Annotated in this window: 27 protein-coding genes and 1 other annotated feature; of the genes, 3 read left to right on the plus strand and 24 right to left on the minus strand. The window is 35.4% G+C overall.

The genetic code is table 11. The features are described from left to right. Positions 1–120: 120 nt before the first annotated feature. The 24 genes from Q9317_RS05880 to rplU all read right to left on the minus strand — a co-directional run bounded on the left by Q9317_RS05880 (position 121) and on the right by rplU (position 21,146). Positions 121–735, minus strand: coding sequence for a glycoside hydrolase family 73 protein (locus Q9317_RS05880; protein WP_016356029.1), 615 nt, complete (start codon positions 733–735; stop codon positions 121–123). 88 nt (positions 736–823) lie between these two features. Next, a complete protein-coding gene (locus tag Q9317_RS05885) occupies positions 824–2,776 on the minus strand; it encodes a PTS fructose transporter subunit IIABC (protein WP_003099880.1) in 1,953 nt (650 codons plus the stop codon). Continuing rightward, on the minus strand, positions 2,773–3,684 hold the full coding sequence (gene pfkB / locus Q9317_RS05890) for a 1-phosphofructokinase (protein WP_003099882.1): 912 nt from the start codon (positions 3,682–3,684) through the stop codon (positions 2,773–2,775). The genes Q9317_RS05885 and pfkB overlap by 4 nt, the downstream gene beginning before the upstream one ends. Then, positions 3,681–4,400 (minus strand): DeoR/GlpR family DNA-binding transcription regulator, encoded by a 720-nt coding sequence (locus tag Q9317_RS05895; RefSeq protein WP_259458545.1) that lies wholly within the window; start codon positions 4,398–4,400, stop codon positions 3,681–3,683. The genes pfkB and Q9317_RS05895 overlap by 4 nt, the downstream gene beginning before the upstream one ends. A gap of 155 nt (positions 4,401–4,555) precedes the next feature. Beyond that, positions 4,556–5,479, minus strand: coding sequence for a 2-dehydropantoate 2-reductase (locus Q9317_RS05900; RefSeq protein WP_003099884.1), 924 nt, complete (start codon positions 5,477–5,479; stop codon positions 4,556–4,558). 18 nt (positions 5,480–5,497) lie between these two features. Continuing rightward, positions 5,498–6,556 carry a PTS sugar transporter subunit IIC gene (locus Q9317_RS05905; RefSeq protein ID WP_121791603.1) on the minus strand — a complete coding sequence of 353 codons (1,059 nt, stop codon included), beginning with the start codon at positions 6,554–6,556 and terminating at the stop codon, positions 5,498–5,500. A gap of 135 nt (positions 6,557–6,691) precedes the next feature. Continuing rightward, a complete protein-coding gene (locus Q9317_RS05910) occupies positions 6,692–7,690 on the minus strand; it encodes an NAD(P)/FAD-dependent oxidoreductase (protein ID WP_003099886.1) in 999 nt (332 codons plus the stop codon). Beyond that, positions 7,683–8,423 carry a tRNA (guanosine(37)-N1)-methyltransferase TrmD gene (trmD, locus tag Q9317_RS05915; RefSeq protein ID WP_016356032.1) on the minus strand — a complete coding sequence of 247 codons (741 nt, stop codon included), beginning with the start codon at positions 8,421–8,423 and terminating at the stop codon, positions 7,683–7,685. The genes Q9317_RS05910 and trmD overlap by 8 nt, the downstream gene beginning before the upstream one ends. Next, complete coding sequence (rimM, locus tag Q9317_RS05920) at positions 8,413–8,931, minus strand: ribosome maturation factor RimM (RefSeq protein ID WP_003099888.1); 519 nt, start codon at positions 8,929–8,931, stop codon at positions 8,413–8,415. Before rimM ends, trmD begins: the two co-directional genes overlap by 11 nt. A gap of 254 nt (positions 8,932–9,185) precedes the next feature. Further along, positions 9,186–10,715, minus strand: a complete 1,530-nt coding sequence (locus Q9317_RS05925) for an MSCRAMM family protein (protein ID WP_003099889.1) — start codon at positions 10,713–10,715, stop codon at positions 9,186–9,188. A gap of 171 nt (positions 10,716–10,886) precedes the next feature. Next, positions 10,887–11,126 carry a KH domain-containing protein gene (locus Q9317_RS05930; protein ID WP_003082623.1) on the minus strand — a complete coding sequence of 80 codons (240 nt, stop codon included), beginning with the start codon at positions 11,124–11,126 and terminating at the stop codon, positions 10,887–10,889. Between the two features lie 9 nt (positions 11,127–11,135). Further along, positions 11,136–11,408 carry a 30S ribosomal protein S16 gene (rpsP, locus tag Q9317_RS05935; RefSeq protein WP_003099891.1) on the minus strand — a complete coding sequence of 91 codons (273 nt, stop codon included), beginning with the start codon at positions 11,406–11,408 and terminating at the stop codon, positions 11,136–11,138. Between the two features lie 270 nt (positions 11,409–11,678). Then, positions 11,679–12,287, minus strand: coding sequence for a TVP38/TMEM64 family protein (locus tag Q9317_RS05940; protein WP_003099892.1), 609 nt, complete (start codon positions 12,285–12,287; stop codon positions 11,679–11,681). Then, on the minus strand, positions 12,280–13,524 hold the full coding sequence (locus Q9317_RS05945) for an ABC transporter permease (protein ID WP_305981522.1): 1,245 nt from the start codon (positions 13,522–13,524) through the stop codon (positions 12,280–12,282). Before Q9317_RS05945 ends, Q9317_RS05940 begins: the two co-directional genes overlap by 8 nt. 11 nt (positions 13,525–13,535) lie before the next feature. Next, positions 13,536–14,249 carry an ABC transporter ATP-binding protein gene (locus tag Q9317_RS05950; RefSeq protein ID WP_016356034.1) on the minus strand — a complete coding sequence of 238 codons (714 nt, stop codon included), beginning with the start codon at positions 14,247–14,249 and terminating at the stop codon, positions 13,536–13,538. Between the two features lie 18 nt (positions 14,250–14,267). Then, positions 14,268–15,512 carry an efflux RND transporter periplasmic adaptor subunit gene (locus Q9317_RS05955; protein WP_016356035.1) on the minus strand — a complete coding sequence of 415 codons (1,245 nt, stop codon included), beginning with the start codon at positions 15,510–15,512 and terminating at the stop codon, positions 14,268–14,270. A gap of 266 nt (positions 15,513–15,778) precedes the next feature. Then, positions 15,779–17,038: a uracil-xanthine permease family protein gene (locus tag Q9317_RS05960; protein ID WP_003099896.1), complete on the minus strand. Its 1,260-nt coding sequence runs from the start codon at positions 17,036–17,038 to the stop codon at positions 15,779–15,781. A gap of 14 nt (positions 17,039–17,052) precedes the next feature. Continuing rightward, complete coding sequence (pyrR, locus tag Q9317_RS05965) at positions 17,053–17,574, minus strand: bifunctional pyr operon transcriptional regulator/uracil phosphoribosyltransferase PyrR (protein ID WP_016356036.1); 522 nt, start codon at positions 17,572–17,574, stop codon at positions 17,053–17,055. Between the two features lie 203 nt (positions 17,575–17,777). After that, positions 17,778–18,677: an RluA family pseudouridine synthase gene (locus Q9317_RS05970; protein WP_121791519.1), complete on the minus strand. Its 900-nt coding sequence runs from the start codon at positions 18,675–18,677 to the stop codon at positions 17,778–17,780. Further along, positions 18,678–19,124, minus strand: a complete 447-nt coding sequence (gene lspA / locus Q9317_RS05975; RefSeq protein ID WP_003099904.1) for a signal peptidase II — start codon at positions 19,122–19,124, stop codon at positions 18,678–18,680. It lies immediately after the preceding gene. Beyond that, entirely contained in the window at positions 19,121–20,035 is a 915-nt protein-coding gene (locus Q9317_RS05980; protein WP_003099906.1) for a LysR family transcriptional regulator, read from the minus strand. The genes lspA and Q9317_RS05980 overlap by 4 nt, the downstream gene beginning before the upstream one ends. 144 nt (positions 20,036–20,179) lie before the next feature. Further along, the gene (rpmA, locus tag Q9317_RS05985) at positions 20,180–20,473 is read right to left on the minus strand and encodes a 50S ribosomal protein L27 (RefSeq protein WP_003099908.1); all 294 of its coding nucleotides are present in this window, start codon (positions 20,471–20,473) and stop codon (positions 20,180–20,182) included. Positions 20,474–20,500: 27 nt separating this feature from the next. Beyond that, on the minus strand, positions 20,501–20,824 hold the full coding sequence (locus tag Q9317_RS05990; RefSeq protein WP_016356038.1) for a ribosomal-processing cysteine protease Prp: 324 nt from the start codon (positions 20,822–20,824) through the stop codon (positions 20,501–20,503). A gap of 7 nt (positions 20,825–20,831) precedes the next feature. Then, positions 20,832–21,146, minus strand: coding sequence for a 50S ribosomal protein L21 (gene rplU / locus Q9317_RS05995; protein ID WP_003099910.1), 315 nt, complete (start codon positions 21,144–21,146; stop codon positions 20,832–20,834). A gap of 32 nt (positions 21,147–21,178) precedes the next feature. Beyond that, positions 21,179–21,252 (minus strand) — a sequence feature (ribosomal protein L21 leader region). A 205-nt stretch (positions 21,253–21,457) separates the two neighbouring features. Here rplU and Q9317_RS06000 point away from each other — a divergent pair. The 3 genes from Q9317_RS06000 to Q9317_RS06010 all read left to right on the plus strand — a co-directional run bounded on the left by Q9317_RS06000 (position 21,458) and on the right by Q9317_RS06010 (position 24,233). Then, positions 21,458–22,411 (plus strand): IS30 family transposase, encoded by a 954-nt coding sequence (locus tag Q9317_RS06000; RefSeq protein ID WP_003098714.1) that lies wholly within the window; start codon positions 21,458–21,460, stop codon positions 22,409–22,411. 131 nt (positions 22,412–22,542) lie between these two features. Further along, the gene (locus Q9317_RS06005; RefSeq protein ID WP_003099911.1) at positions 22,543–23,454 is read left to right on the plus strand and encodes a nucleoside hydrolase; all 912 of its coding nucleotides are present in this window, start codon (positions 22,543–22,545) and stop codon (positions 23,452–23,454) included. An 83-nt stretch (positions 23,455–23,537) separates the two neighbouring features. Beyond that, on the plus strand, positions 23,538–24,233 hold the full coding sequence (locus Q9317_RS06010; RefSeq protein WP_003099912.1) for a CPBP family intramembrane glutamic endopeptidase: 696 nt from the start codon (positions 23,538–23,540) through the stop codon (positions 24,231–24,233). The last annotated feature ends 69 nt before the right edge of the window (positions 24,234–24,302 follow it).

Below are 24,302 nucleotides of genomic sequence, written 5' to 3' on the forward strand. Positions count from 1 at the left end.
CTATTCCTTTTCATTTCTTTGTTTGGAATAATATTATAACACAGTTTTTTAGTATTAGACTACAAACCTTAGCAATTTAATTTTCTTGATAAATTTGTAGTCAAATTGAAACATTTCTTTTTAGAATGGGTAGTCAAAATAATAAAGCCTATAAGTCTCAATAAGATTATTTAATTTGACATGATAAGACGTGTCTGTTGCATAACGACCCGTTAAAGTTGCTGTTGCTTCTTGATAGTGTTTTGTTTTAGCTTTATGAGTATTTTCATACAAAGGGTCTGATAATACAGTTGCATAGTCTTTAAAAGAATTAATCATTTTTCCGTAAGATCTAAACTTTGCATCAACTGTATAAAGATTCCCTTGACCATCATCTTCTAGAGTGGGTAAAACAGCAGATTTTCCTTTGTAATCTCCTTTCACCCCAAAGAAATTATAATAAGGTTTTTGACTCAATTGGGATTGGCCATTTTGCGACTCTAGAGTTGCTTGCGCAAGCATCACTGACGTATATAGATCATTTTTTCTTGCTATATCTGCCGCTGAATGTGCACTTTTTCTTATAAATGATAAAGAGGCTGTTTCAGCTAAAGGTTTCAAATCTTGCCTAGCTTTTTTTAAAGACCATACTGAAACTAGTAATGTCAAAAGAACAAAACTTAAAACAGTTAACTTAAACCCTTTTGAACTTGTTTTTTTTAGCTGATAACTTCTTTTTCTTTTTTTTCTGCCCATCCTAATAACAATTCTTCCTATTGCTTTTTTTATTAGTATATCAAAAAACTAGAATCCTAACAGACTCTAGTTTCCTTTTTTTAAACTTTTATGCTTTTTTGCGTAAAGCACCAAACAAGATTCCAGAAACAACTGCTCCTATTGCAATGAAGACAAGATAGAGTAATGGATTACTTGTTAAAGCAATAACGAAAATCCCACCATGTGGAGCCATAAGTTTAATACCTGCTAAACCAACAAGTGCTCCTGCTAATGCAGAACCTGCAATAAAACTTGGAATAGCTCGAGCTGGATCAGCTGCACCAAATGGAATAGCACCTTCAGTAATGAATGAAAGCCCCATTACAATATTTGTTAAACCAGATTCACGTTCTTCTTTTGTAAATTTATCTTTAAAAAGTAATGTTGCAACAAATACAGCTAATGGCGGAACCATACCACCTGCCATGACAGCAGCCATAACAACAGAGCCTCCATCAGAAACAGTTGCTGCAAGAGTTCCTGTACCAAAGACATAAGCTGCTTTATTAACTGGACCACCCATATCAACAGCCATCATCCCCCCAACAAGTAGTCCCATAAGAATTGCAGAGCTACCTGACAAGCCTTCTAAAAAGCTATTAAGAGCGGTATTGATTGCTGCCATTGGAATATTAACAAATAGCATTAAAAATCCAGTAATAAGAACACCAAGCAATGGGTAAAGAAGAATAGATTTAACACCTTCTAATGACCTTGGAAGTCCTGACAAGAGTTTGCGAAGAGCTAAGATAACTCCTCCAGCAAGAAAACCACCAACTAAAGCTCCCAAGAAGCCAGAAGGAACACCTGCAAGAGCTAATGAAGCTTCACCGCCTTGAGCAAATGGCACCTTCCCAAAAGCAAGACCGCTTGAGGCAATTGCTCCTGCTACAAAACCTGCTACAAGACCCGGTTTTTCAGCAATAGAATAAGCAATATAGCCTGCTAGAACAGGTAGCATGAATGAGAATGCTGCGCCACCAATCTTCATAAAGATTGCAGCTATTTCGTGATATGACCCAAGATTTCCTAATTGATCCTTAGGCACACCAAGCATGTTATCAAGTAAGAATGCAATAGCAATCATAATACCGCCACCAATAACAAATGGCAACATTTGAGAGACACCACCCATTAAGTGTTTATAGAAAGCTCCTCCAAGACTCATTTTTTCTGAACTTGAGGCCTTTTCAGACACTGCATTTTTAGCTTGATATGGTCTTGCTTCACCAGTCATAAGCATGGTAATCAATTCTTCACTTTTCTTAATACCATCAGCTACAGGTCTTGAAACCAGTGGTTTTCCATCGAAACGATCCATCTCAACAGCTTTATCTGCAGCAACAATAACCCCTTTAGCTTTTTTAATGTCATCAGCGGTTAGACGATTTCCAACACCAGATGCTCCATTAGTTTCAACTTTTATAGCAATTCCCATCTCTTTAGCTTGTTTTTTCAAAGCTTCTTCTGCCATATAAGTGTGTGCAATTCCAGTTGTACATGCTGTAACTGCAACAATAAAATCACTTGCCATCACTGGTTGAACTTGTTCTTTTGCTTTCTCTTCTTTTTCTGAAGCATCAAATAAAGCAATGACATCATCAGCAGACCTAGTTTTTCTCAGTTGGTCAGCAAAACCGTCTTTTAACAAGTATTGTGATAACTGCGCAAGAGCAGCTAAATGTGTATCGTTAGCGCCATCTGGTGCAGCAATCATAAAGAATAAATCTGTTGCTTGTCCATCTAATGAAGCATAGTCAACACCTTTATTTGATTTAGCAAAGAGAACACTTGCTTGGCTGACAGCAGAATTTTTACTATGCGGCATTGCAATTCCATCACCTAATCCTGTTGATGTCTGTGCTTCACGCGCCATAATTCCAGCTTTAAATGTTTCAAAATCAGTAACAACCTTATTGTCAACTAAATTTGAAATCATTTCATCAATTGCAGCTTCTTTGCTTGTTGCTTGTAAGTCTAAGATCATCAGATCTTTGTTTAGTAAATCCTGTAATTTCATCTTTTTTCTACCTCAACTTGTTGATAAATGTCTTTAATAAATGTCATAGTAGCTAAATCATCTGAGAAGGCCGTTGATGTCCCACAAGCAACTCCCCACTTCAGAGATTCAATCGGATCAAGTGTCGCTACATATTTCCCAGTGAAACCTGCAACCATTGAGTCACCAGCTCCAACAGAATTTTTCACCTGTCCTTTAATAGGTTTTGCAAAATAATTTCCCTCTGGCGTTACTAATAAAGCTCCATCGCCAGCCATTGAGATAATGACATTTTGAGCGCCCATATCCAATAATTTTGATGCATATGTTTCAACATCATCTAAACCATTCAATGTAACATTAAAAATAGCTTCAAGTTCATGATTATTCGGTTTGACTAATAAAGGCTGATAAGCCAAGGAATCCAGTAAAGTTTGTCCCTCAAAATCACAGACCACCTGAGCACCCAAGTTCCTAACGTAAGGAATTAAATCTCGGTAGACACCATTACCAATATTTGATGGTGCAGAACCTGCAAAAACTACCGTATCATTGGCTGATAATGTCGAAAAAACTGTTTTTAAAGAAGCTAAATCTTCTGATAAAATTTCGGGACCTTGTCCATTGATTTCAGTTTCTTGCTCAGACTTAATTTTTACATTAATCCGAGTATCGTCTTTCACAGTAACAAATTGTGTCTGAACGCCCTCATTGAGTAAAGACTGTTCAATAAAGTTACCTGTAAAACCACCAAGAAATCCAGTTGCAACATTATCAATAGCTAAACGTTTTAAAATCCGGCTAACATTGATACCTTTACCACCGGCAAATTTATCATCGCTATCCATTCGGTTCACTGCTCCATTTTCCAAATGGTCTATCCTAACAATATAATCAATAGATGGATTCAGCGTTACTGTATAAATCATACTTCAATCACCTTTGCTTTCTCCTTTACCTTCTTTAATAATGGATTCGTTGAAGAACCCGTAATAATTGTAAGATTATCAATAGGGGCAACGTTAATAAATGATACTTGACCAATCTTCGACGCATCAGCAAGGATATAACTTGATTTAGCGTTGCTGACTATGGCTTTTTTGATAACTGCCTCTTCCATATCAGGGGTTGTCAAAAACTGATCATCAATCCCATTCATGCCAATAAAAGCTTTGTCAAAATTCATATTTTGTATTTGAGATAATGCAACACTACCAACGCTTGCATCAGTCGTCACTTTTACAACACCACCAATAATAATTGTTTTTATATTCATATCAACAAGTCTAGCAGCGTGGTGAATAGAATTAGTCACAACTGTGACATTTCGATACTCCAGTTTGTCAATCATAAATTCTGTTGTTGTACCTGCATCAATAAAAATAACATCCTTATCAAAAATAAATTCTGAAGCTTTTTCAGCAATTTTCATTTTTTCTTGACTGTTTTTGACAGATTTCTCTTGATTGGACAATTCTTCTTGCATGGAATGAATTGACTCCGCACCACCATGAACTCGGTGAAGCTTTCCTTCGCTCTCTAATTCATCCAAATCTCTACGTACAGTAGACTCAGATGAATTAAGTAAGTCAATTAAATCCTCTAAAGCAACAAAACTATCACTTATTATTTTCTCCATAATCAACTGTTTACGTCTTGATTTTAGGATAATAACACCCCTTTCTGAAATCGTTTACAAGTCCATTATACTCTTTTTGACTTCAAAGTCAAGCATTTTCTGTCATTTTCTGTCAAATCACCACAGAAAAAAACTAGGAAATATATTCCTAGTTAATCAACTTATTTAATGTTTAGAACGTCTTCTTTGGTATGAACCATTTGTGTGATTAAACGACAATACGGTGTATCAATGCCAAGTTTTTGACCTTTAGCACTAACAGCACCATTCAAGAAGTCAATCTCTGTTTTACGGTGATTTTGAACTAAATCTTGGTGCATTGATGGGTAATGATGAGCTGCTTTGACAGAAGTATCCATAACATATTTTGTAATTTCAGCTTCATCCAAAGTAACCCCTTCTGCTTGCCCTACAATGACAAATTCATGAATAATTTCTTCAACCATTTTAAGACCATCTTGACTAGCAAAAAGTTCACCAATTGTACAATCAAGCAAAGCACATGTTGAGTTCATTGTGCCATTAACACAAGCTTTTCTCCAAATATTTGGCAAAACATTCTCATCATAGGTTGCAAATAATTTTGCTTCTGTAAGCATTTCAGCAACTTGATGACCTGCTTCTTGATTTTCTGGATCCATGCTTTGAAGGTTGAGAGCTCCAACACCTTGTAAATGGGCATGTCCTGGACCTTTAAGACCAGCAGTCCAAACAGTAACACCCATTAAAATGTTATGTACTGGAATGTATTGGCGGATAACTTCTTCATGACCAAGACCATTGAGAAGACAAAGTACTTTTGTTTCTTTACCAATAATAGCTTTAACGTCTTGTAACATTTGTGGTAACTGCATAGCTTTTGTAAACAAGATGATTAAATCAGCTTCTTTAGTAGCTTCAGTTGGCTTCATAATTGGAAGGTTTACAGTTTCTTCAACATCACCAGTGATTTTTAAGCCATTTTCTTTAATGGCATTAATATGATCTTCCCAGTTGTCTAAGAGGATAACATCGTTATTTGTTTTTGAAATTTGGTAACCAAAACGACACCCCATTGCACCAGAACCAGCAATATAAACTAACATGTTTTTCTCCTTTTTCTTTTAGCCTTCAAATACAAAGATATCTTCTTTGTAAAGTTTTAATACATCTTTACTAATTTTATGTGCAGCAAAAGCAACACTAAATGGAATCACAAGCCATGCAAGAATAATAATCATGATATTGCTTCCTCCTGCAAGTGAAGCTATCGGACCTACAGCACCAACAAGACCAAAACCAGATGAAGCTGGTGTACCAACAAGATTAAACATAGGAACCATTAATGAACTCATTGCTGCTGTAACAAGCATTGGAATTGCCATCACTGGATGTTTCAAAAAGTTTGGCATCATCATTTTCATAGCACCCAAGGCAATAGCAATTGGGACACCTGATTTGTTAACTTTTAGTGTTGCCCATACTAATACTGCTGCAGTTGAAGCTATACCCATTGATGCTGCCCCAGCAGCCATACCATTTAAGCCAATAGCTAAACCGATTGCAACAGTTGAAATTGGACTAACAATTAAAATAGCAAAGGCCATGGCAATTAAAATTGACATTAGGATTGGTTGTAAGGTTGTAAATGAGTTGATTCCTTGCCCAATTAAAGTGGTTACATAAGATACATATGGAAGCAATTTCCAACCAATATAACCAACACCAGTACCAATCAAAATTGGAAGAAGGATGATTGTCAATGAACCAAGTTTATTGACAAACCATTTAACAGCTAAAACAGCTAAACTTGCAGTAATCATCATATTGATAAGGTCGCCAATACCTCGTAATTGGAAAGAACCTGTCGCTACACCTTTTTGAATAACTTCAGTGTACATCCACGCTCCTGAACCAATATAGGCCGCACCACCAACTGCTAATTGTTGCATAGGTGTAAATTTAAATTGTTGACCAATTAAAAATCCTGCCATAATAGGTGTGAAAAATTGGAAAACTTGAACAATATGTAAAAACTCTGCAGCAAAAACATTTGATACAAATGGTTTTAAAAATGTTGCCAAGATAGCGTTTGGAATGAGGGCAACTACAATTGCAATTGCTGTTCCCGCTAGAACTTTATTGATAAAAGAGCTAAACGTCTCTTTGTTTGTATCTGTCATGACATGACCTCGCTTAATTTTTATAGTGTGAAATCAATCACATTTATAACGTTAATTATATCACAAAGAAAATTCCTTGTCATAGTGATTTTCAGTAATAAGTATGGTTAATTTTTATAGTTTCATAAACTTTTCTTATAGTTTTTCAATCAATGAAGTCGAATGAACAAGCCGATTATCACGCTCAGGATAAATATAATTAATAGCTTGGTTAACAGCAATTGGAGCTTCACCAAAACCAGTTGCAATGAGGTCAACTTTGCCGTCATAATCAGCCGCATCGCCAATTGCAAAGATTCCCTCTTGGCTAGTTTGGAAGAGATTAGAAACCTTAATGCTTGACTTTTTATAATCTAAATTCCAGCTTTTAAGATTTTTATTTGAAGTTGAAAAGCCAAAGCTTACAATCAAGGCATCTAAGTCTAAATCTAAAATTTCTTCATCTTTAACTTTTTGAACAATCACTTTTGAAAGATGCCCATCTTTTCCTTCCAAAGCAAGCGGAATATAGGGCGTTAAAACCTGAATTTTTGACGCTTTAAGTAATTCGACACTATGTTCATGTGCTCTAAACGCTTCTCGTCTATGCACTAGAGTCACACTCTCAGCAATATCTTCTAATGCTAAAGCCCAGTCGAGAGCAGAATCTCCTCCCCCACAGATGCCAACTCTACGCCCTGTAAACTGTTCTAATTTATGGACATTGTAAAAAAGTGTCTTGTCTGCAAAGTCCTCTTCACCTTCCAATCCTAATCTTCTTGGAGCGAAAGCACCATTTCCACAAGCGATAATAATCGCTTTACTATAACGAACTGTTTTGTTTGTTTGAATATGAAAAACAGCCTCTTTTTGCTCAAACGCAAGAACTTCTTCTTTGAGACAAGTACTTATCCGGTCTTTAAAGCGACCAAGTTGCTTGAGCATATTTGTCGTCAAGTCAGCGCCACTAATTGCAGGATAAGCAGGAATATCATAAATAACTTTTTCAGGATATAAAATAGCCGGTTGTCCTCCCAACTCAGAAAGGCTTTCAATAATATTGACCCTCATACCTCTTAGACCAGCATAATAAGCTGCAAAGAGCCCTACAGGGCCCCCTCCAATAATTGTAATATCATATATAGTGTCACTCATTTAGTTGATTACGCTCCTTTATTTGACCAGTTATCTTTTCTAGCATTTCTTTTTCTTCATCAGTAAATGTATACTTGTCTAATAAGTCAGGGCGACGATCTAAGGTTTTTTTCAAACTTTGCTCTAGTCGCCATTTCCTAATATTTTCATGATGCCCACTCATCAAGACATCTGGAACCTTCATTCCTCTAAAATCATAAGGTCTCGTGTATTGTGGGTATTCTAAAAGACCTGAAGAAAAAGAATCATCCTGGTGACTAGCTTCTTTACCAATAACATTTGGAATCAATCTTACCGTAGCATCAACAATGGTCATTGCTGCTAATTCTCCACCAGTTAAGACAAAATCTCCCAATGAGAGTTCATCTGTTACAAGCTCTTTAATGCGTTCATCATAGCCTTCATAATGTCCACAAATAAAAATTAATTCCTCTTCTTTTGCTAACATGTCAGCATCGCTTTGAGTAAATCTTTTTCCTGCCGGATCTAGGAGTATGACTCTGGGATTTTTAGCCTTAATTTTTTCAATTGTATCATAGATAGGCTGCGCTCTTAAAAGCATCCCTTGCCCGCCACCATATGGCTCATCATCAACATGGCGAGCTTTCTCTGCATTGTCTCTAAAATTATGATAATGAATATTTAGCAGTCCTTTTTCAACAGCTTTACCTACAATGGAAGCTTCTAAAGGTGTAAACATCTCTGGAAAAAGGGTTAAAATATCAATTTTCATCATCTAAGCCTTCCATAATGTCAACGTCAACACGCTTGTTAGCAATATCAACATTTAAAACAACTGGTGGAATAAATGGCAACAATAAATCACGTTTCCCTTTTCGGCTAACAACCCAAACATCATTTGCACCAGGCTGTAAAATTTCTGTGATAGTTCCTACTAAAACATCATGTTCATAAACGTCTAATCCAATAATCTCATGGTAATAATACTCATCATCATTCAATTCTGAAAGCTTGTCTTCTGAAACCTTTATGGTAAAACCCTTATACTTTTCAATGTCATTAATATGGTAGTGATTTTTAAATTTGATAATATCAAAATTTTTCTGTTTTCGGTGACTTGCAATTTCAATCTCTTGAACAAATTGATCCTTATCATCAAATAAAGCTAAAATATTCCCTTTTTTAAACCGTTCATCTGCAAAATCACTAACTGATAAAACACGCATTTCTCCTTGAAGTCCTTGGGTGTTGACGATTTTACCAACATTATAAAATTTCATTACTACTCCTATTTCATCTTACTTACTGTCACTTCGATTTCTTTGACACCATTAAAAACAATCAATTTTTCAGAAAATCAATCATCTCTTATTTTATCATTTTCCAAATAAAATTGCACTCACTATCTTAATCATCACAAGTCAAACAGCTTCTCTAAAATGTCCAACAATTTCAGTTGATACCTTTTCGAATCTCAGTTGTATGCAAAAAAACCTCTCAACTTCTAAAATCGAGAGGAATGATAACATAATTTTTATTGTCTAGTGTTTTTTAATGTTTTTTTAGCTAGTAATAACAAGGTTGAAACACCTAACATAACAAAACCAACGAGACTCAAAATTGACACAGCACTATCTCCTGTTTGCGGAAGAGAGGCTTTGTTTTTGGGATTCATTTCTTTTGCTTTGCTTGTTTGCTTTTGATCAGCCAATGCATTCCCAGCTTTTTTCTGAGCTACTTCTTTAGGTTCTGCAGTTGTATCCTGTTTGTCCTTTTTATGGTTTGAAGGGGCTACTTGAGGTACTTCTGCTACTTTCTTAATCTGATCAGATGATAATGCGGCATTAATGCTATTTCCAGGCGTAATTGTATTCATTTTGATGCCGTTAACTGAGAATTGATAAAAGGTTCCATCCATTAGCTGATCTTCGAAAATCGCTTTACCATCCTGGTTTGTCATTAATTCAGCAACTTTCTGACCAAGTTTATTGAACAAAGTCACTGTTTGTCCACTCAAAGGTTCAGCATCCTCATTTACTACACGAATGGTAGCTGGCGTCTTAGTGTAAGTAGGAAGTGTATTTCCTTTTCCAGAAACATAGAATGCTGCTGCCTTTTCTTGACCATCTTTATCAGTCCTAATAGTATAACCTTGGGCTTTTCCATCAATGGAAACACTGATGTTCCTTGATAATGGCAGTTTATCAAAATCGACTTGACCACTAGCATTACTGTCAGCTGACTGCAAAGCTGTTTCTTTACCATCAGTAATATCAAACAATGAGACTTTTTTACCTTCTAGTACTTTACCATTATCACCTAAAACAGTTACTTTAAAAGAGAATGAACCTGCAGCTTGAGATGCATTTACTACAGGAGATTCAACTTTCTCACTATTACTCGTTGTATCAAGAGCTGTATTAACTGAAATCCCAGGAATCGTTTCACCCATTTTTTTCCCATCAATATAAAATGGATAGTGAGTACCATCAAGAAGATTCTTTGTAAAACGTGCTAAACCTGAGTTATCCGTAAGGACACGATCAACTAGATTCCCTTGTCTGTCTTTTAAAATGACTTCTTTGTTTGGAATAGGTTCAGCATCTTGATTTGAAACTAAAACAACTAATGGCTTATTTGTATAGCTCGGCGCTCCTTTTCCAAGTCCGTCTGCTGTAAAACTAGAAGCCAATGTAGTTCCTGCTTGATCAGTTCTCAAGGTATAACCTTTGGTTTTTCCATCAACCGAAACACTAATGTTTCGGTTCAGAGGTAAACTAGAAAAAATGGCTTGCCCTTGACTATTTGAAACCTGAGATTGAATCGGTTTTGAAATGCCATCTGTAATATCAGTTAAAAGAACCGTTTTTCCAGATAGTGTTGCTCCTTTACTATCTACAACACTTGCAACAAAATTAAAGCTTCCAGTTGAAACAGTAGCACTTGATGGTGCACTTGTTGAATCTGCAATAACGACACTTGCTAAATTCCCATTTACCAAGACTAAACTTGACAAAGTAGCAACCGTTAAAAGGCTTTTAGAAAAGCAAAAATATTTTTTCATGTGTCTCCTTTACTTAACCAGTTAAGTACATATTCTAAAATAATAACCTCAAGGGTCATTAAAATACTACTATAAAATACTTAACCAGTCAAGTATTTTATGTAAAAAAACCTTTAAAACTAAATAAATTAGCCTTAAAGGTTAAAATAATTACACACAAAGTTCTATCTCTTATTTTTCATCAATAACGAGTCTAACTTTTTTTCCTTGTGTTGGTACCGAATAGACTATCGATCTTATCGCCGTAATGGTACGACCTTTTTTTCCGATAACACGACCGATGTCTTGAGCATCCAAGTCAAGATGATACTCAAGAAAATCAGGAGTATCTTCAATTTTAATGGTAAGATTGTCAGGTTGTGAAATCAATGGTTTCACAATGGCGATAATAAGATTTTCAATGGTATCCATAGGCATATATTATTTTGAGAATTTTTGATTGTGGAATTTCGTCATAACTCCAGCTTTTGAAAGAATGTTACGTACTGTATCTGAAGGTTGAGCTCCTTTTGATAACCAGTCAAGAATACGATCTTCTTTTAGAGTTACTTGGTTTTCAGTTACAAGTGGGTTGTATGTTCCAACAGTTTCGATGAAACGACCATCACGTGGTGCAAGTGAATCTGCAATGTTGATACGGTAGAAAGGTTTTTTCTTAGAACCCATACGAGTTAAACGGATTTTTACTGCCATTTTTGTAATATCTCTTTTCTTTAATGTTTTATCAGAAACGCTACACATTTCTTACTTTATCTAGTATAAGGTATTTCATGATTTCTGTCAAGTTTTTTTCTTGACACTTCTCTTTTTTTATTTGACAACCCAAAACACATCCAAGTAACATAAAAGGCGTAGAATTCCGTCATCGAAAACGCTTATTCTACGCCTTTTTAAAGTGATGTTAAGAAGAATTGCTATTCAAGATTTTCCTTATTCATATTAAAATACGAATAATAGGAATCCCTAAATTAATTTACTGAGTAACTGACCACCATGAATCCAAAAGTAGCTATATACTACCATTGATATTGGGCGACAGAGAATAATAATTAGTAAAAATTTTTTAAATGATATTTTACTGAGTCCTGTTATCATTATCATCACATCTGCAGGCGCTACCGGTGAAATCATATTTAAGATAAAAATACGCTCATATATCTTCGAAGCTAATTTTTCTTCATATACCACCATTTTTTCATCATCAATAAAGAGAAGAACAAATGGTTTTCCGAATTTCCTAACTAAAATAAATAGTAAAGACGACCCTAAAATTATCCCAACAACATTAAGAAATAATCCCAATATAGGGCCAAAAGTTAGGAAACCAACAACAGTTGTAATTCCCCCAGGAATTATTGGGATAACAACCTGAATAATTTGAACAAGGAAAAAAACAATTGATCCAATTAAAAGATGGTCTTTAATTAATTGAGATAAAGCCTGCGGATTATTGAAAATGTCTAACTTTCCAACCAAATAACAGATAAACGTTAGCGAGAAAAGAATAGACAATACCCCAATTAATCGAACAATTTTTTTCAATTGAGCATGGCTTAATCTCAGTTTATTCATAGCGCAAAGCCTCAATCGGATCAAGTTTGCTTGCTTTGTTAGCAGGCAACATCCCAAAAATAATACCAATTGATGCTGAGAAAATAATAGCAATTGCTGCAACATCCATTGAAACAGTAGCATTCTTCAGCTTCATAGCCTCACCCAGTACACCAACTGAACTGTAAGCAATTCCCAAACCTGCTAAGCCACCTAAGATAGTTAAAACAATAGATTCAATTAAGAATTGTGTTAATATTTTCAAACGAGTTGCTCCAAGAGCTTTTCGTAACCCAATCTCCCGAGTTCTTTCTGTAACAGATACAAGCATAATATTCATAACACCAATCCCACCAACTAAAAGCGAAATTCCAGCAATTGAACCAATAACACCTGTCATAATACCGAATTGCTGTTCTACTTCTTTGATAACAGCACTGTTGTCTGGAATAGCATACTTGCCACCTTTTACGTTTGTTTGGTTCGTTAACATTTCAGCTGCTTGTTCGCCAAGTTTAATACTTTCTTTTATATCATTGACATGGATGAACATTGAGCCAACATCGTTGACATGGAATTCTGAAGCGACTTGGGTATTAGCCATAACTGAGCCACCTGATGATGGTCCCATCATTGTGAAGCTTGGGGCATCTGTTTTATAAACACCAACAACTAAATAATCTTTCCCTGCAAGACTGACCACTTTATTAAGAGCATCTTGATAATTCCCTTTGCCAAATAGTTCATTCGAAAGGTCTGTATCTAGTAAGATAATACGAGAAAAATTTTCATAGTCATTGTCATTAAGTGTACGTCCTGCAACAATGTCATATTTTTTTACTTTGAAATAATTTTTGCTGACACCTGTTATAGAAGAACTTTTAACTTTTTTCTTCTCAAAAGAAATATCTGCCGATGCTGAGTTAGTGAAATAGTATGAATCAATTCCTTTAATTTCTTTGACAATCTCTTCAAACCACTCACGTTTAATATCTTTAGTATTACTTTTAATATCTTTAGTATTACTTTTAATATCTAAACTTGCATAGGGATCATTCTCATCTTTTTTAGCCTTAAAATAAATCTGTACTTCTTTATTTTTTGTTGAAAATGAGTTGGTAACACTTGTCTTCATTGCATTTCCCAATCCCATAATGATAACAACTGCTGCAACCCCAATAATAATTCCTAGCATGGTCAAAATCGACCTCATCTTATGTCCCCAGATTGAACTAAGGGCAAATTTCCAATTTTCCATTTGTTTCCTCCTTAGTCAACTATTCGAACACTATCTGTCGTATCCATTGTTATTTCTCCGTCACGGATAACAATCTTACGCGTTGCATAATCAGCGATTTCTGGTTCATGGGTAACCATAATTATTGTTTTACCTTCTTTATTAAGGTTAGATAAAAGTTGCATAATTTGCTCACCAGTATGGGTATCTAATGCTCCTGTTGGTTCATCAGCCAAAATAATTGATGGATTATTGACCAAAGCTCTAGCAATGGCCACCCTTTGTTTTTGGCCACCTGATAACTCTGATGGCAAATGCTTCATGCGAGTTTCCAATTCCACTTTTTGGAGAAACTGTTTTGCTAATTCTTTTCGTTTAGAAACTCCAATTCCAGCATAAATCAAAGGCAACTCAACATTTTGTAACGCATTTAATTTTGATAATAAGAAGAACTGTTGGAAAACAAAGCCAATTTCTTCATTTCTTACTTGTGCTAATTTCTTGTCATTTAATTGCTCAACTTCGGTACCACTAAGAGAATAGTCACCACTACTTGGTCTATCGAGTAAACCGATGATATTCATTAGAGTAGATTTCCCCGAACCAGAAGGGCCCATAATAGCAAGAAATTCTCCTTCATAAACTGTCAAGTCAATGCCTTTAAGTACTTGAAGTTCTTGTTCTCCATTCTTATACGACTTAACAATGTTTCTTAAATTGATGATTTCTTTATCTGTATTTGACACTATTGCCTCACCTCTGTTTTATCTTTTAGCATCTTTCTTTGCTTTTGTATCTGCAGAAGTTACACCTTCTAGTTTTTTGCCATCTGTAAATGATTTATCTGGGTTAGAAATAACTATTTGACCGACCTTAAGCCCACTAATAACCTCTTGGTTTTTAGCATCTGCACTTCCAACAGTAACTTCAGTTTTTGATACTTTGGCAGTTGAGTCGTTATAAGTCCACACATAATTCTTTTTCCCCTCTTTAACAACTGACGTTACAGGGATTAGAAGATGTTTGCCTTCATTAATGACTTCAACAGAAACACTAAACCCTTGTTTTAAATCATCCAATGGGCTTGTGATATCAGCTTTATAATCATAGGAAGCTGAGCTTGATCCACCAGAAGATGCTTGGCTTTGATCACCTGCAGGCGCTGATCCTTCTTTGGGATAGTTAGAAATGTATGAAATTTTACCAGCCCACTCTTTGTCTGGATGTACTTTTGATTTAATTTTAATTGGTTGCTCTGCTTTTACCGTCGCTAAATCAAATTCAGTTAATGAACCTTTAACTTGTAGCTGACCTTCTGATGTCACATGTACTAAAGTTTGACTGGTTTTTGATGATGGATCAATATCATTATTAACCTCTACAACTGTCCCATCAACACTGCTAACAATAACTGTTTCATTCAATGTTTGCTGCGCTTTATTCACTTCTGATTGCGCATCAGCATAAGCATCATTCAAATCTTGCAATTGTTGTTTGTAGCCAGCATTTTGTTGTTGTGTTGGGTGTACAGTGGTTGATGTCGTTTTGCCAGTTTCTTCATCCGTACTTGTCTCAGTTGTTGCCATCGGCACACCGTAAGTCTTAAGATAATTAATTTGACGTCCAACTTTATTCAAATTTCTCACAGCTGTATCATAAGCTGCTTGTGGTGCTGTCGTATTGTATTGAACAAGTTGCTGACCTTTTGTAACTTTATCACCAACTTTAACCGTTACTGAAGCATTCGTTCCTTTGCTTTGATCAAAGTATACATATTCTTCTGACAAAGCCTTGACTGTTCCAGATAATAAGGTTGAAGATGAAATCGTTCCTTCTGTAACATTTACTGCAGCGTAAGGTTCTTTGGCACTCATTTCTTTCATGCTTTGTTTTTCTTGATACCAAAGGACACCACCAATAAGCACAACGCTACCAACAGCAAGTCCTGCAATAATATTTTTTGTTTTTTTAGTCATTTTCCCACTTTTTATTTTCTTCACTCTAGACATTATAGTTCTCCTATTTTTTGTATTATTTCCATAAGACAAGTATATGACCTTTTGAAAAAAATGTCAAGAATTTAATGAGTCTTTTTTAATATTTCAGATATATTTCTTGCTTATGTAGTCATTATTATAGCAAGATTTCATAAGTCACATCTTACACTTTTGTAATAATTGAAAAAATCATTCCTAAGAATGATTTTTCGTCTTTTTTAATCAGCCCAACTGACTTTTACCAATTACCTATGATTTTTTTAAAGCTGGTTTAGTAATTAATCTTCAGGTAAAATTTGATATAAAATAATTCCTAAGAGTGTGGAGAATGCTACTCCTGAAATTTGCAAGCCTTTAATTTGAAGCATTAACCCTCCAATACCAGATACCATAATCACACTGGCAATCAGAAGATTCTTTTTACGATCCATGTCAACTTTAGATTCAATAAGAATTTTGAGGCCACTTGAAGCAATGACACCAAAGAGTGCAATCGAGATACCTCCAATAACTGGTGACGGAATTGATTGAATGATGGCTGAGATTTTTCCTACAAAGCTCAAGAAGGAAGCAATAACTGCGGCTCCAGCAATAACATAAACCGAGAAAATTTTATTAAGTGCCATTACTCCAATATTTTCACCGTATGATGTTACTGGAGGTGCACCTAAGAAGCCGGCAATGACTTGTGCAAGACCATCACCTGTCAAGGTTCTCTCAAGTCCTGGATCCTTGAAATAATCTCTTTGTGTTAAGCTGTTTAACACCATAACATGCCCAAAATGTTCTGTCATTGTAACAAATGCAATTGGAGCCATTGTCAAAATAGCACTTGGGTAAAATTTAAAAGCATAAGTTAAGAATGGGATTTCAACAGATGGTATGCTAAACCATTTAGCTTGTGCAACCGGAGCAAAATTAATAATTTCTTGTCCCGTTACAAGACCTACTATTAAAGTAAATCCATAACCTATTAAAAGTCCTAATAATATTGGAATGATTACAATGATACCTTTACCATAGATATTAAAGAAAATAACAGCTAGTAGGGTTACCATTCCAATAAGTAGATAAGTTAAATTGTAATTGCCATCTTTAAGCATCACATCGCCAACTGCTGTTGAAGCTAAACTCAATCCAATAACCATAACAATCGGACCTACTACCACTGGGGGTAATATTTTATCAATCCAGTCATTTCCAATCATTTTGACAACTAAAGCAACTATCAAGTATACAAAGCCTCCCGTAATGGCACCTTGTGCAACAGCGCCAATACCATCCGTTTTCATAAGCATTTGCATGGCTGCAATGTAAGCAAAACTTGAGCCCATATAAGCTGGGATTTTGAATTTTGTTACTGATAGGTGAGCAAGCGTTCCTAAACCACTCGAGAGCAGTGCTACAGCTGGATCAATTCCAACAAGAATCGGAACGAGTACTGTTGCTCCAAACATTGCAAATAAGTGTTGAAAGGATAAGCCAAATAGCAGACCAGCTTTAGGAATATCTTCTACGTCGTAAATAACATCTTTCATAACTAACCTCTTTCTTAGCTTGGATCTACAATGCTGACACGATCTTGCCCATCAACTTCAATAACTTCAACAACGATTTCCTCAATACTGCTTGTTGGAATATTTTTACCCACATAATCAGGTCGAATTGGCAATTCTCTATGTCCTCTATCAACAAGAACTGCAAGACCAACACGAGCTGGTCTACCTAAACTAACTAAATTGTCAATAGCCGCTCGAATAGTTCTTCCTGTATAAAGAACATCATCCACTAAAATAATATCTTTACCTGAGATATCAACCGGCATAACTGTTGAGTCTTCTTCAACCTTAAAATCATCTCGAAAGGGTTTAATATCCAATTCACCTATCGGAACGGAAATACCTTCCAATTCTTGTAATCTTTTTTGAATACGTCTTGCTAGATAAACACCTCGTGTTTTAATACCAGCCAAAACTAAATTATCTAAACTTTTATTGCGCTCAATAATTTCGTATGTGATACGTGTTATGGCACGTTTCATTGTAACATCATCTACTATCTCTTTGCTTTTCACTACAGTCTCCATTTCTACAAAAAAAATCCCCTTGTTAACAAGGAGATTACAGAAAATGATTGCGCACACAAAATGCCCACTCTTATCAGGTTCTTCTCCTTGACAGCCTCACGGGACTGTTTTAAAGGAATATCAAATTTAAAATAGTATAACAAAAAATCAAGATGAACACAAGACTTTTTCAAAACTTTTTTTATAATCAATTACTGGCAATTGCTTTTTCTTAATTTTTCAAGCGTTTCTTGAAAAATTTGAGGCGGTTCTGCTTGAAAAGTCATTGTTTCTCCGGTTCTTGGATGGGTCAATCCTAAGGTTTGCGCATGTAAAAACTGACCATTTCCAGCTAATGTTTTACGTGGACCGTAGGTCAAATCTCCTGCAACAGGATGGCCAATATAAGCCATATGAACACGGATTTGATGCGTACGACCTGTTTCCAAAGTTAATTCTACAAGTGTATAATCTCCAAAACGTTCTAAGACATTAAAGCGAGTAATGGCTTCTTTGCCATTAGCGATAACCGCTTGTTTTTTACCGTCTTTGTCACTACGACCAATCGGTGCTTCGATCATACCACGATCATTTGGAAGATTTCCATGAACAATGGCAAGGTATTTGCGCAAGGATTTCTTAGCTTTTAATTCATCAGCTAAAACACGATGCGCCTCATCATTTTTAGCAACCATTAATAAGCCCGAGGTGTCTTTATCAATACGATGAACGATACCTGGTCTAACAACTCCATTAATGGTTGAGAGGTCTTTAATGTGATACATCAATGCATTAACTAAAGTTCCTTGAGTATGGCCAGCTGAAGGATGAACTACCATTCCTTGAGCCTTATTAACAATAACAATGGCATCATCTTGGTAAATAATATCAATCGGAAGATTTTCTGCTTGATAATCTAATACTTCTTCTTCGGGAAGTTGATAATCAATTTCATCACCTGTTTTGACTTGATATTTTGCTTTACTTGGTAGACCATTGACTAAGACAAGGCCCTTTTTTATTTCATCATTAGCCTGACTTCTAGACAGTTCTGTCAAGTCTGCCAGTGCTTTGTCTAGGCGACTACCAGACTCTTTTATAACTAATTTCATTTAATCTTCCTTCCATAGAATTACCATTAAGAGAAAAACACCTACACATAAATAGGAATCTGCAACGTTAAAAATAGCAAAATCGATAACATCTAAATGAACCATATCAACCACATATCCCAAAGTGAGTCGGTCACTAAAATTACCAATAGCTCCTGAAATAATCAGAAATAGGGCTAATTCTTTCCAAAAATGCATCTGTTTATTGGTGATATAATAGTAGACAGCAAAGCTAAGTACCGCTATTGTGATCACTGTGAAAAACCATTGTTGATCTTGTAGAATCGAAAAAGCTGCACCTTTATTTTGCAAATAAGTAAGACTAACAAAACCTGGAATAAACGGTTTTATCTCACCTAAAGAAATAGTTGAGACTGTCCACCATTTGCTCAGTTGATCCAGTGCTACTAGTACAACACTCCAAAGTAGTAGTTTTATCCATTTCATATGTCTGTTCTCTTAAACCTTTCAAAGTATTCTTTCAATAACTGAATAAAAGTCACCGCTGCAGTACTTAACTCTTTGTCTTTTCGTTTAACATAAACCATCTTATTTTCAAGATGCTTTTCTAAAGGAATGACCTTTATCCCATTAACACTACCTTGATCCAGTAAACCAGATCCAGTTGCAAAGGCTTCTGTTCTCTCCAATAAACCATTGAGGGTCGCTCTATCTGTCACATTATAAACCAAGCCTGTTTCGTTTGTATTAACAAAATTTTCAGAATAATACAGGTATTCATCTTTTTCTTGGGTAAATTTAACAACTGGGTATCCATCTATATCTTCAATGGACAGAGATTTTCTATCTGCAAGAGGGTGATTTTGCCCTAAATAAATATGTGTTTGAAAGGCAACTAAGTCAAAAAATTCTAAATTCAATTTGTCCATCCTTTGAAAAAGCCCCTTTCGGTTCTGAGAATTGAGATAAATAATTCCAATTTCACTATTACCTTGAGCAACTTCATCTAAAATTTGAATAGTTGTTGTTTCAAAGACGCGAAGTGACTGATAATTTTTATTAATCTCAGAGAATCTGGCCATAATAGGTGGCAAAAAATCATAATGCTGACTAGCAATTGAAAATTCATTTTGATCAAAATCAGATTGCGAAAAATGCTTTTCAAATGAGTCAAAACACTTAACTACTTCTAATGCCTTTTCATAAAAAAGAAGGCCTTGATTGGTTAAAACCGTTCCAGTTGTTGTACGGTTAAAAATTTGAAAGCCTAATTCATTTTCCAAATCTTTTATGGACACTGATAAACTCGGCTGACTTACATATAATTTATTGGCAGCTTCACGGAACGTTCCATTATTTGCAATAGCAACAACATAACGTAATTGTTGAATATTCATCCTAATTTCCCTTATATTAATAAGCACTATTATACCACAAAGTCCAGTGATAAAAAATTATTGTTCTTGATTAAGATAGCTAAAAAAACAAATAAAAGAGCTATCTGACTAACAGATAACTCTTTCTAAATTGTTAGATAAGCCTTATTTAGCAACTGGGTAAACAGAAACTTGTTTTTTGTCGCGACCTTTACGTTCAAAGCGTACAACGCCTTCAACTTTAGCAAACAATGTATCATCTCCACCACGTCCTACATTTTCACCAGCATGGATATGAGTTCCACGTTGACGGTAAAGAATTGATCCACCTGATACAGTTTGACCATCAGCAGCTTTAGCGCCTAAACGTTTAGCTTGTGAGTCACGTCCGTTTGATGTTGAACCTCCACCTTTTTTGTGGGCGAAAAGTTGCAAGTTAGCAAGATTCATTTTTAACATAATGTTGTTTCCTCTCTTAAAATAATTTTAGATGACTTTTGTACTAACAAATTCCGAAGAATCTTCAGACAATTTAGTCATTCCTAGAAGAAATGATTCAAACAACAGTTGAACATTCTCCTTATTGTCATGTGGGATAGACACTTTCATGTACCCACCTTCAACTTGATCTACCTTTATAGAAGCCTGTGTCTTTGTTAATAGCTCTAGTGAATTAATAAAATTAATAGCAAGAGTACTAACAGCTGCACAAACAATATCAAAGCCATATTCACCACTACCAGCATGACCTGTCAGTTCTGCACTGAGCAAAGCCCCATCCTTGTGTCGTGTAAAAATTGCTTTAATCATCTAGAAATTAAGCGTTGATTGCGTTGATGACAACTTTAGTGTAAGGTTGACGATGACCTTGTTTACGGTGGCTACCTTTTTTAGGTTTGTATTTGAAAGTAACAACTTTCTTTTGTTTTCCTTGTTTTTCAACAGTTCCAACTACAGTAGCTCCTTCAACAACTGGAGTACCAACTACAGTTTTGTCACCACCTACAAGAACAACTTCGTTAAATGTTACTTCTGCTCCAGCTTCAACGTCGATTTTTTCAACGTAGATTGCTTGACCTACTTCAACTTTAACTTGTTTTCCACCAGTTTTGATGATTGCGTATGTGCTCATGATGCACCTCCTATTATTTTTTTCTGAGGTTTCCCTCTGTGAAGACTCGCCTGGGAATCGTGAGATTACTCTACTTAAAACGATTTTCGCGCGGTTGCACAGGATGTGCATTTAGTCAACATTACAAGTCTACCACTATCTGATCTATTTTGCAAGAGATTTAAGTGAAATAGATCAATTTTTGTCAAAGAGAAGCCTTGTTTTCTTCCTAAGAAAGTTCTAAAATGAAGTTAGCCATCTGAGGGTATGAAAAAACATCTCAAAGAGATATACTTGTAGTTCACCACAAACACAAGATAGGACACTTTGAGATGCATGAACATTATACACCAAAAGGAAAACATTTGACAATAGCTGAGCGTTACTTCATCGAGAAATGGAAGTCAGAAGGAAAGTCCAATAGAGCCATCGCTAACTTGCTAGGTAAAGCGCCTCAAACCATTCATAATGAGGTTAAACGAGGACTTGTTAGACAACAAATTCGTAAAGGTAAATTTGAAATGATTTATCAAGCTGACTACGCTCAAGCTAGCTATGAGAATAAACGACGAAATTCTATTCGTTCTATTGGCTTGGATAAAGATACGAAAGAGAGGATTCTGCACTATATGAGGCAGAACTTTTCACCTGAAATGATGGTGAAGTCGAAAGGTATAGCTGTTCCTGTTTCAACCATCTATTATTGGATTCATAACGGACACCTTGGCATCCATTCTGATCACATCTTGTATCCAAGGAAAAGAAAGGGAAAATCAAAGAAGGCTAGCCCTCGTTTCAAACCTGCTGGTCAATCCATTGAGAAAAGACCTGATGCGATTAATCGTAGACTTGAAAATGGGCATTATGAAATTGATACGGTCATTCTAACAAGGGCTAAGAATGAATGTCTACTAACTCTAACAGACCGCCGTAGTCGTCACCAGATTATCAGACTCATTCCGGATAAGTCTGCTCAGTCGGTCAATCATGCCTTAGAAAGTATAGTAAAGACTCACTCTATTCACTCTATTACAGCTGATAACGGAACTGAATTCAACAGACTTTCTCTTGTCTTTCCAAAAGAAGATATCTACTACGCACATCCCTACGCTTCCTGGGAAAGGGGAACGAATGAGAACCACAACAGACTGATCAGAAGATGGTTACCTAAAGGAACAAAGAAAACGACCCAAAGAGAGGTCGCATTCATTGAAAATTGGATAAACAACTATCCTAAGAAAATATTAGACTACAAATCTCCTAAAGAGTTTTTAACCGTTGGCTAACTTGGACTTGAAATTTAGCTTGTTTTCTTTCTAATTATTTTAAAGGACTTCCTCTACTCTTTCTTATTGAAATAGGACTCCAATTATAGTACACTCAGGTTATGTTTTTCAAAAAGAAAAGGAGTTAACTTGTGGTAAGAAATCTTATAATTGACACTGATCCTGGAATTGATGACGCAACTGCTATTACACTAGCTTTAATGAGTCCAAAATTTCAAGTACGCTTAATAAGTACTATCGGTGCAAATGTTACGGTTGATCAGGCAACAACAAATGCTCTAAAATTAGTAGCATTTTTAGAGAAGGATGTTCCTGTTGCGAGAGGTTCAGAAAAACCATTGTTAAAGGAATTGCAAACAGTTCCTGGAATTCATGGTGTTTCAGGTATGGATGGTTACCATTTTCCTGAACCTAAACAAAAAGCATTAGAGATTCACGCTGTTGAGGCAATGAGGCAAACGATTTTAGCCTATCCAAATGATATTACTATTGTTTCAATTGGAGCTATGACTAATCTTGCTCTCTTAATCTCAATGTATCCTGACATCAAAAAAAATATCACTGAAATTGTCATGATGGGTGGCGCTATCCATGGTGGCAATACATCATCACTTGCTGAATTTAATGTTGCAAGTGATCCTCATGCTGCAGCTATTGTTTTTAGTTCTGGAATTCCTTTAACCATGATTGGATTAGATGTAACTGAAAAAGCCTTATTTTACAGAGATGCTGCCATCAAAATGAAAGAAAGTGGTCCAACTGGCCAAATGCTCTATCAGTTATTTGAGCATTATGGTGGACCAAGTTTAGATATGGGCATGACTATTCATGATGCCAGTACGATAGCTTACCTATCACAACCAGATTTATTTACAACTGAAAAACGTTATTTGCGCGTTGTGACTGAAGGATTAGCTGCTGGAGCTATTATTACAAATTCTCACTACGAACCAGTTCCCAAAGAATTGGAAAATGTAACAGTCTGTATGGCTGTAGATCATAAAAAATTTGAAGATTGGATTCTTTCGCAATTTATAAAATGATAATTACCTTAAAAAATGATGGCATTTAGCTTTCATTTTTTTCTCTTTTATTGTATTATTGTCATATCACACAAGGAGGATTTATGAGAGATAAACTAACAACACTAAGGTGGTTTGATATATTAGTTGTGACTATCATTCTTTTCACAGATGGTATTATTAATTCAACTAAACAATATTTGGCCCTTCTCAATCAAACAAGTAACTTAACAGATAATCTTACTTTTTCAAGTGGGCAAAACTATCAAGCCTTCTTACTTCAAAGTTTGCTACTTTTAATGGCAGCTGCTTATCTTTACTTTAGACGTTTTGATTTTTCTGTTTTAACAACTAAAATAAATGTTAAGCCCATAGTGATTCTACAAGCTATCCTAATATTTATCGTGGCTTCTTTCTTAATGGATTTGTCTTATCTTATTTCCTATCAATTGGAAAATGCTATTAGACCAAGTCTATACCATATGTTTTCAAATCTTGATTTTTCACTTGTCCTTTATTCATTTCTTAATGGTTTTTATGAAGAGATTTTTTTCTTAGGAATTTGTTTAAGTGTTAAGCCAGACTATATCAAATGGGCTTTTCTTTATAGTTTGCTTATCAGGACTTCTTTTCACACTTATCAAGGTCTTACGGCAGCATTTAGTATCGGTTTAATTTTGGGAACACTTTTTTATGTCTTGTACCGAAAACTAAAACCCGAAAACCTATTACCTTTCTTCTTAGCCCATGCTATTGCTGATATGATTGGCTTATCAGTCATTTTTTACTTTTGGCAATAATCAAGAAGTTAGATAAAATGTAATAATACAGTAAAGGCATAGAATTAGCTTAGCAAAACGCTGATTCTA

It is taken from the genome of Streptococcus iniae (genome assembly GCF_030732225.1).
Classification (GTDB): domain Bacteria; phylum Bacillota; class Bacilli; order Lactobacillales; family Streptococcaceae; genus Streptococcus; species Streptococcus iniae.

Coding starts and splice junctions, on each gene's coding strand:
- Q9317_RS05880 (WP_016356029.1), bottom strand. CDS start 735: ATGGGCAGAAAAAAAAGAAAAAGAAGTTATCAGCTAAAAAAAACAAGT.
- Q9317_RS05885 (WP_003099880.1), bottom strand. CDS start 2,776: ATGAAATTACAGGATTTACTAAACAAAGATCTGATGATCTTAGACTTA.
- pfkB (WP_003099882.1), bottom strand. CDS start 3,684: ATGATTTATACAGTAACGCTGAATCCATCTATTGATTATATTGTTAGG.
- Q9317_RS05900 (WP_003099884.1), bottom strand. CDS start 5,479: ATGTTAGTTTATATTGCTGGTTCTGGTGCAATGGGGTGTCGTTTTGGT.
- Q9317_RS05905 (WP_121791603.1), bottom strand. CDS start 6,556: ATGACAGATACAAACAAAGAGACGTTTAGCTCTTTTATCAATAAAGTT.
- Q9317_RS05910 (WP_003099886.1), bottom strand. CDS start 7,690: ATGAGTGACACTATATATGATATTACAATTATTGGAGGGGGCCCTGTA.
- trmD (WP_016356032.1), bottom strand. CDS start 8,423: ATGAAAATTGATATTTTAACCCTTTTTCCAGAGATGTTTACACCTTTA.
- rimM (WP_003099888.1), bottom strand. CDS start 8,931: ATGAAATTTTATAATGTTGGTAAAATCGTCAACACCCAAGGACTTCAA.
- Q9317_RS05925 (WP_003099889.1), bottom strand. CDS start 10,715: ATGAAAAAATATTTTTGCTTTTCTAAAAGCCTTTTAACGGTTGCTACT.
- Q9317_RS05930 (WP_003082623.1), bottom strand. CDS start 11,126: ATGGATACCATTGAAAATCTTATTATCGCCATTGTGAAACCATTGATT.
- rpsP (WP_003099891.1), bottom strand. CDS start 11,408: ATGGCAGTAAAAATCCGTTTAACTCGTATGGGTTCTAAGAAAAAACCT.
- Q9317_RS05940 (WP_003099892.1), bottom strand. CDS start 12,287: ATGAATAAACTGAGATTAAGCCATGCTCAATTGAAAAAAATTGTTCGA.
- Q9317_RS05945 (WP_305981522.1), bottom strand. CDS start 13,524: ATGGAAAATTGGAAATTTGCCCTTAGTTCAATCTGGGGACATAAGATG.
- Q9317_RS05955 (WP_016356035.1), bottom strand. CDS start 15,512: ATGTCTAGAGTGAAGAAAATAAAAAGTGGGAAAATGACTAAAAAAACA.
- Q9317_RS05960 (WP_003099896.1), bottom strand. CDS start 17,038: ATGAAAGATGTTATTTACGACGTAGAAGATATTCCTAAAGCTGGTCTG.
- Q9317_RS05970 (WP_121791519.1), bottom strand. CDS start 18,677: ATGAAATTAGTTATAAAAGAGTCTGGTAGTCGCCTAGACAAAGCACTG.
- lspA (WP_003099904.1), bottom strand. CDS start 19,124: ATGAAATGGATAAAACTACTACTTTGGAGTGTTGTACTAGTAGCACTG.
- Q9317_RS05980 (WP_003099906.1), bottom strand. CDS start 20,035: ATGAATATTCAACAATTACGTTATGTTGTTGCTATTGCAAATAATGGA.
- rpmA (WP_003099908.1), bottom strand. CDS start 20,473: ATGTTAAAAATGAATCTTGCTAACTTGCAACTTTTCGCCCACAAAAAA.
- Q9317_RS05990 (WP_016356038.1), bottom strand. CDS start 20,824: ATGATTAAAGCAATTTTTACACGACACAAGGATGGGGCTTTGCTCAGT.
- rplU (WP_003099910.1), bottom strand. CDS start 21,146: ATGAGCACATACGCAATCATCAAAACTGGTGGAAAACAAGTTAAAGTT.
- Q9317_RS06000 (WP_003098714.1), top strand. CDS start 21,458: ATGCATGAACATTATACACCAAAAGGAAAACATTTGACAATAGCTGAG.
- Q9317_RS06010 (WP_003099912.1), top strand. CDS start 23,538: ATGAGAGATAAACTAACAACACTAAGGTGGTTTGATATATTAGTTGTG.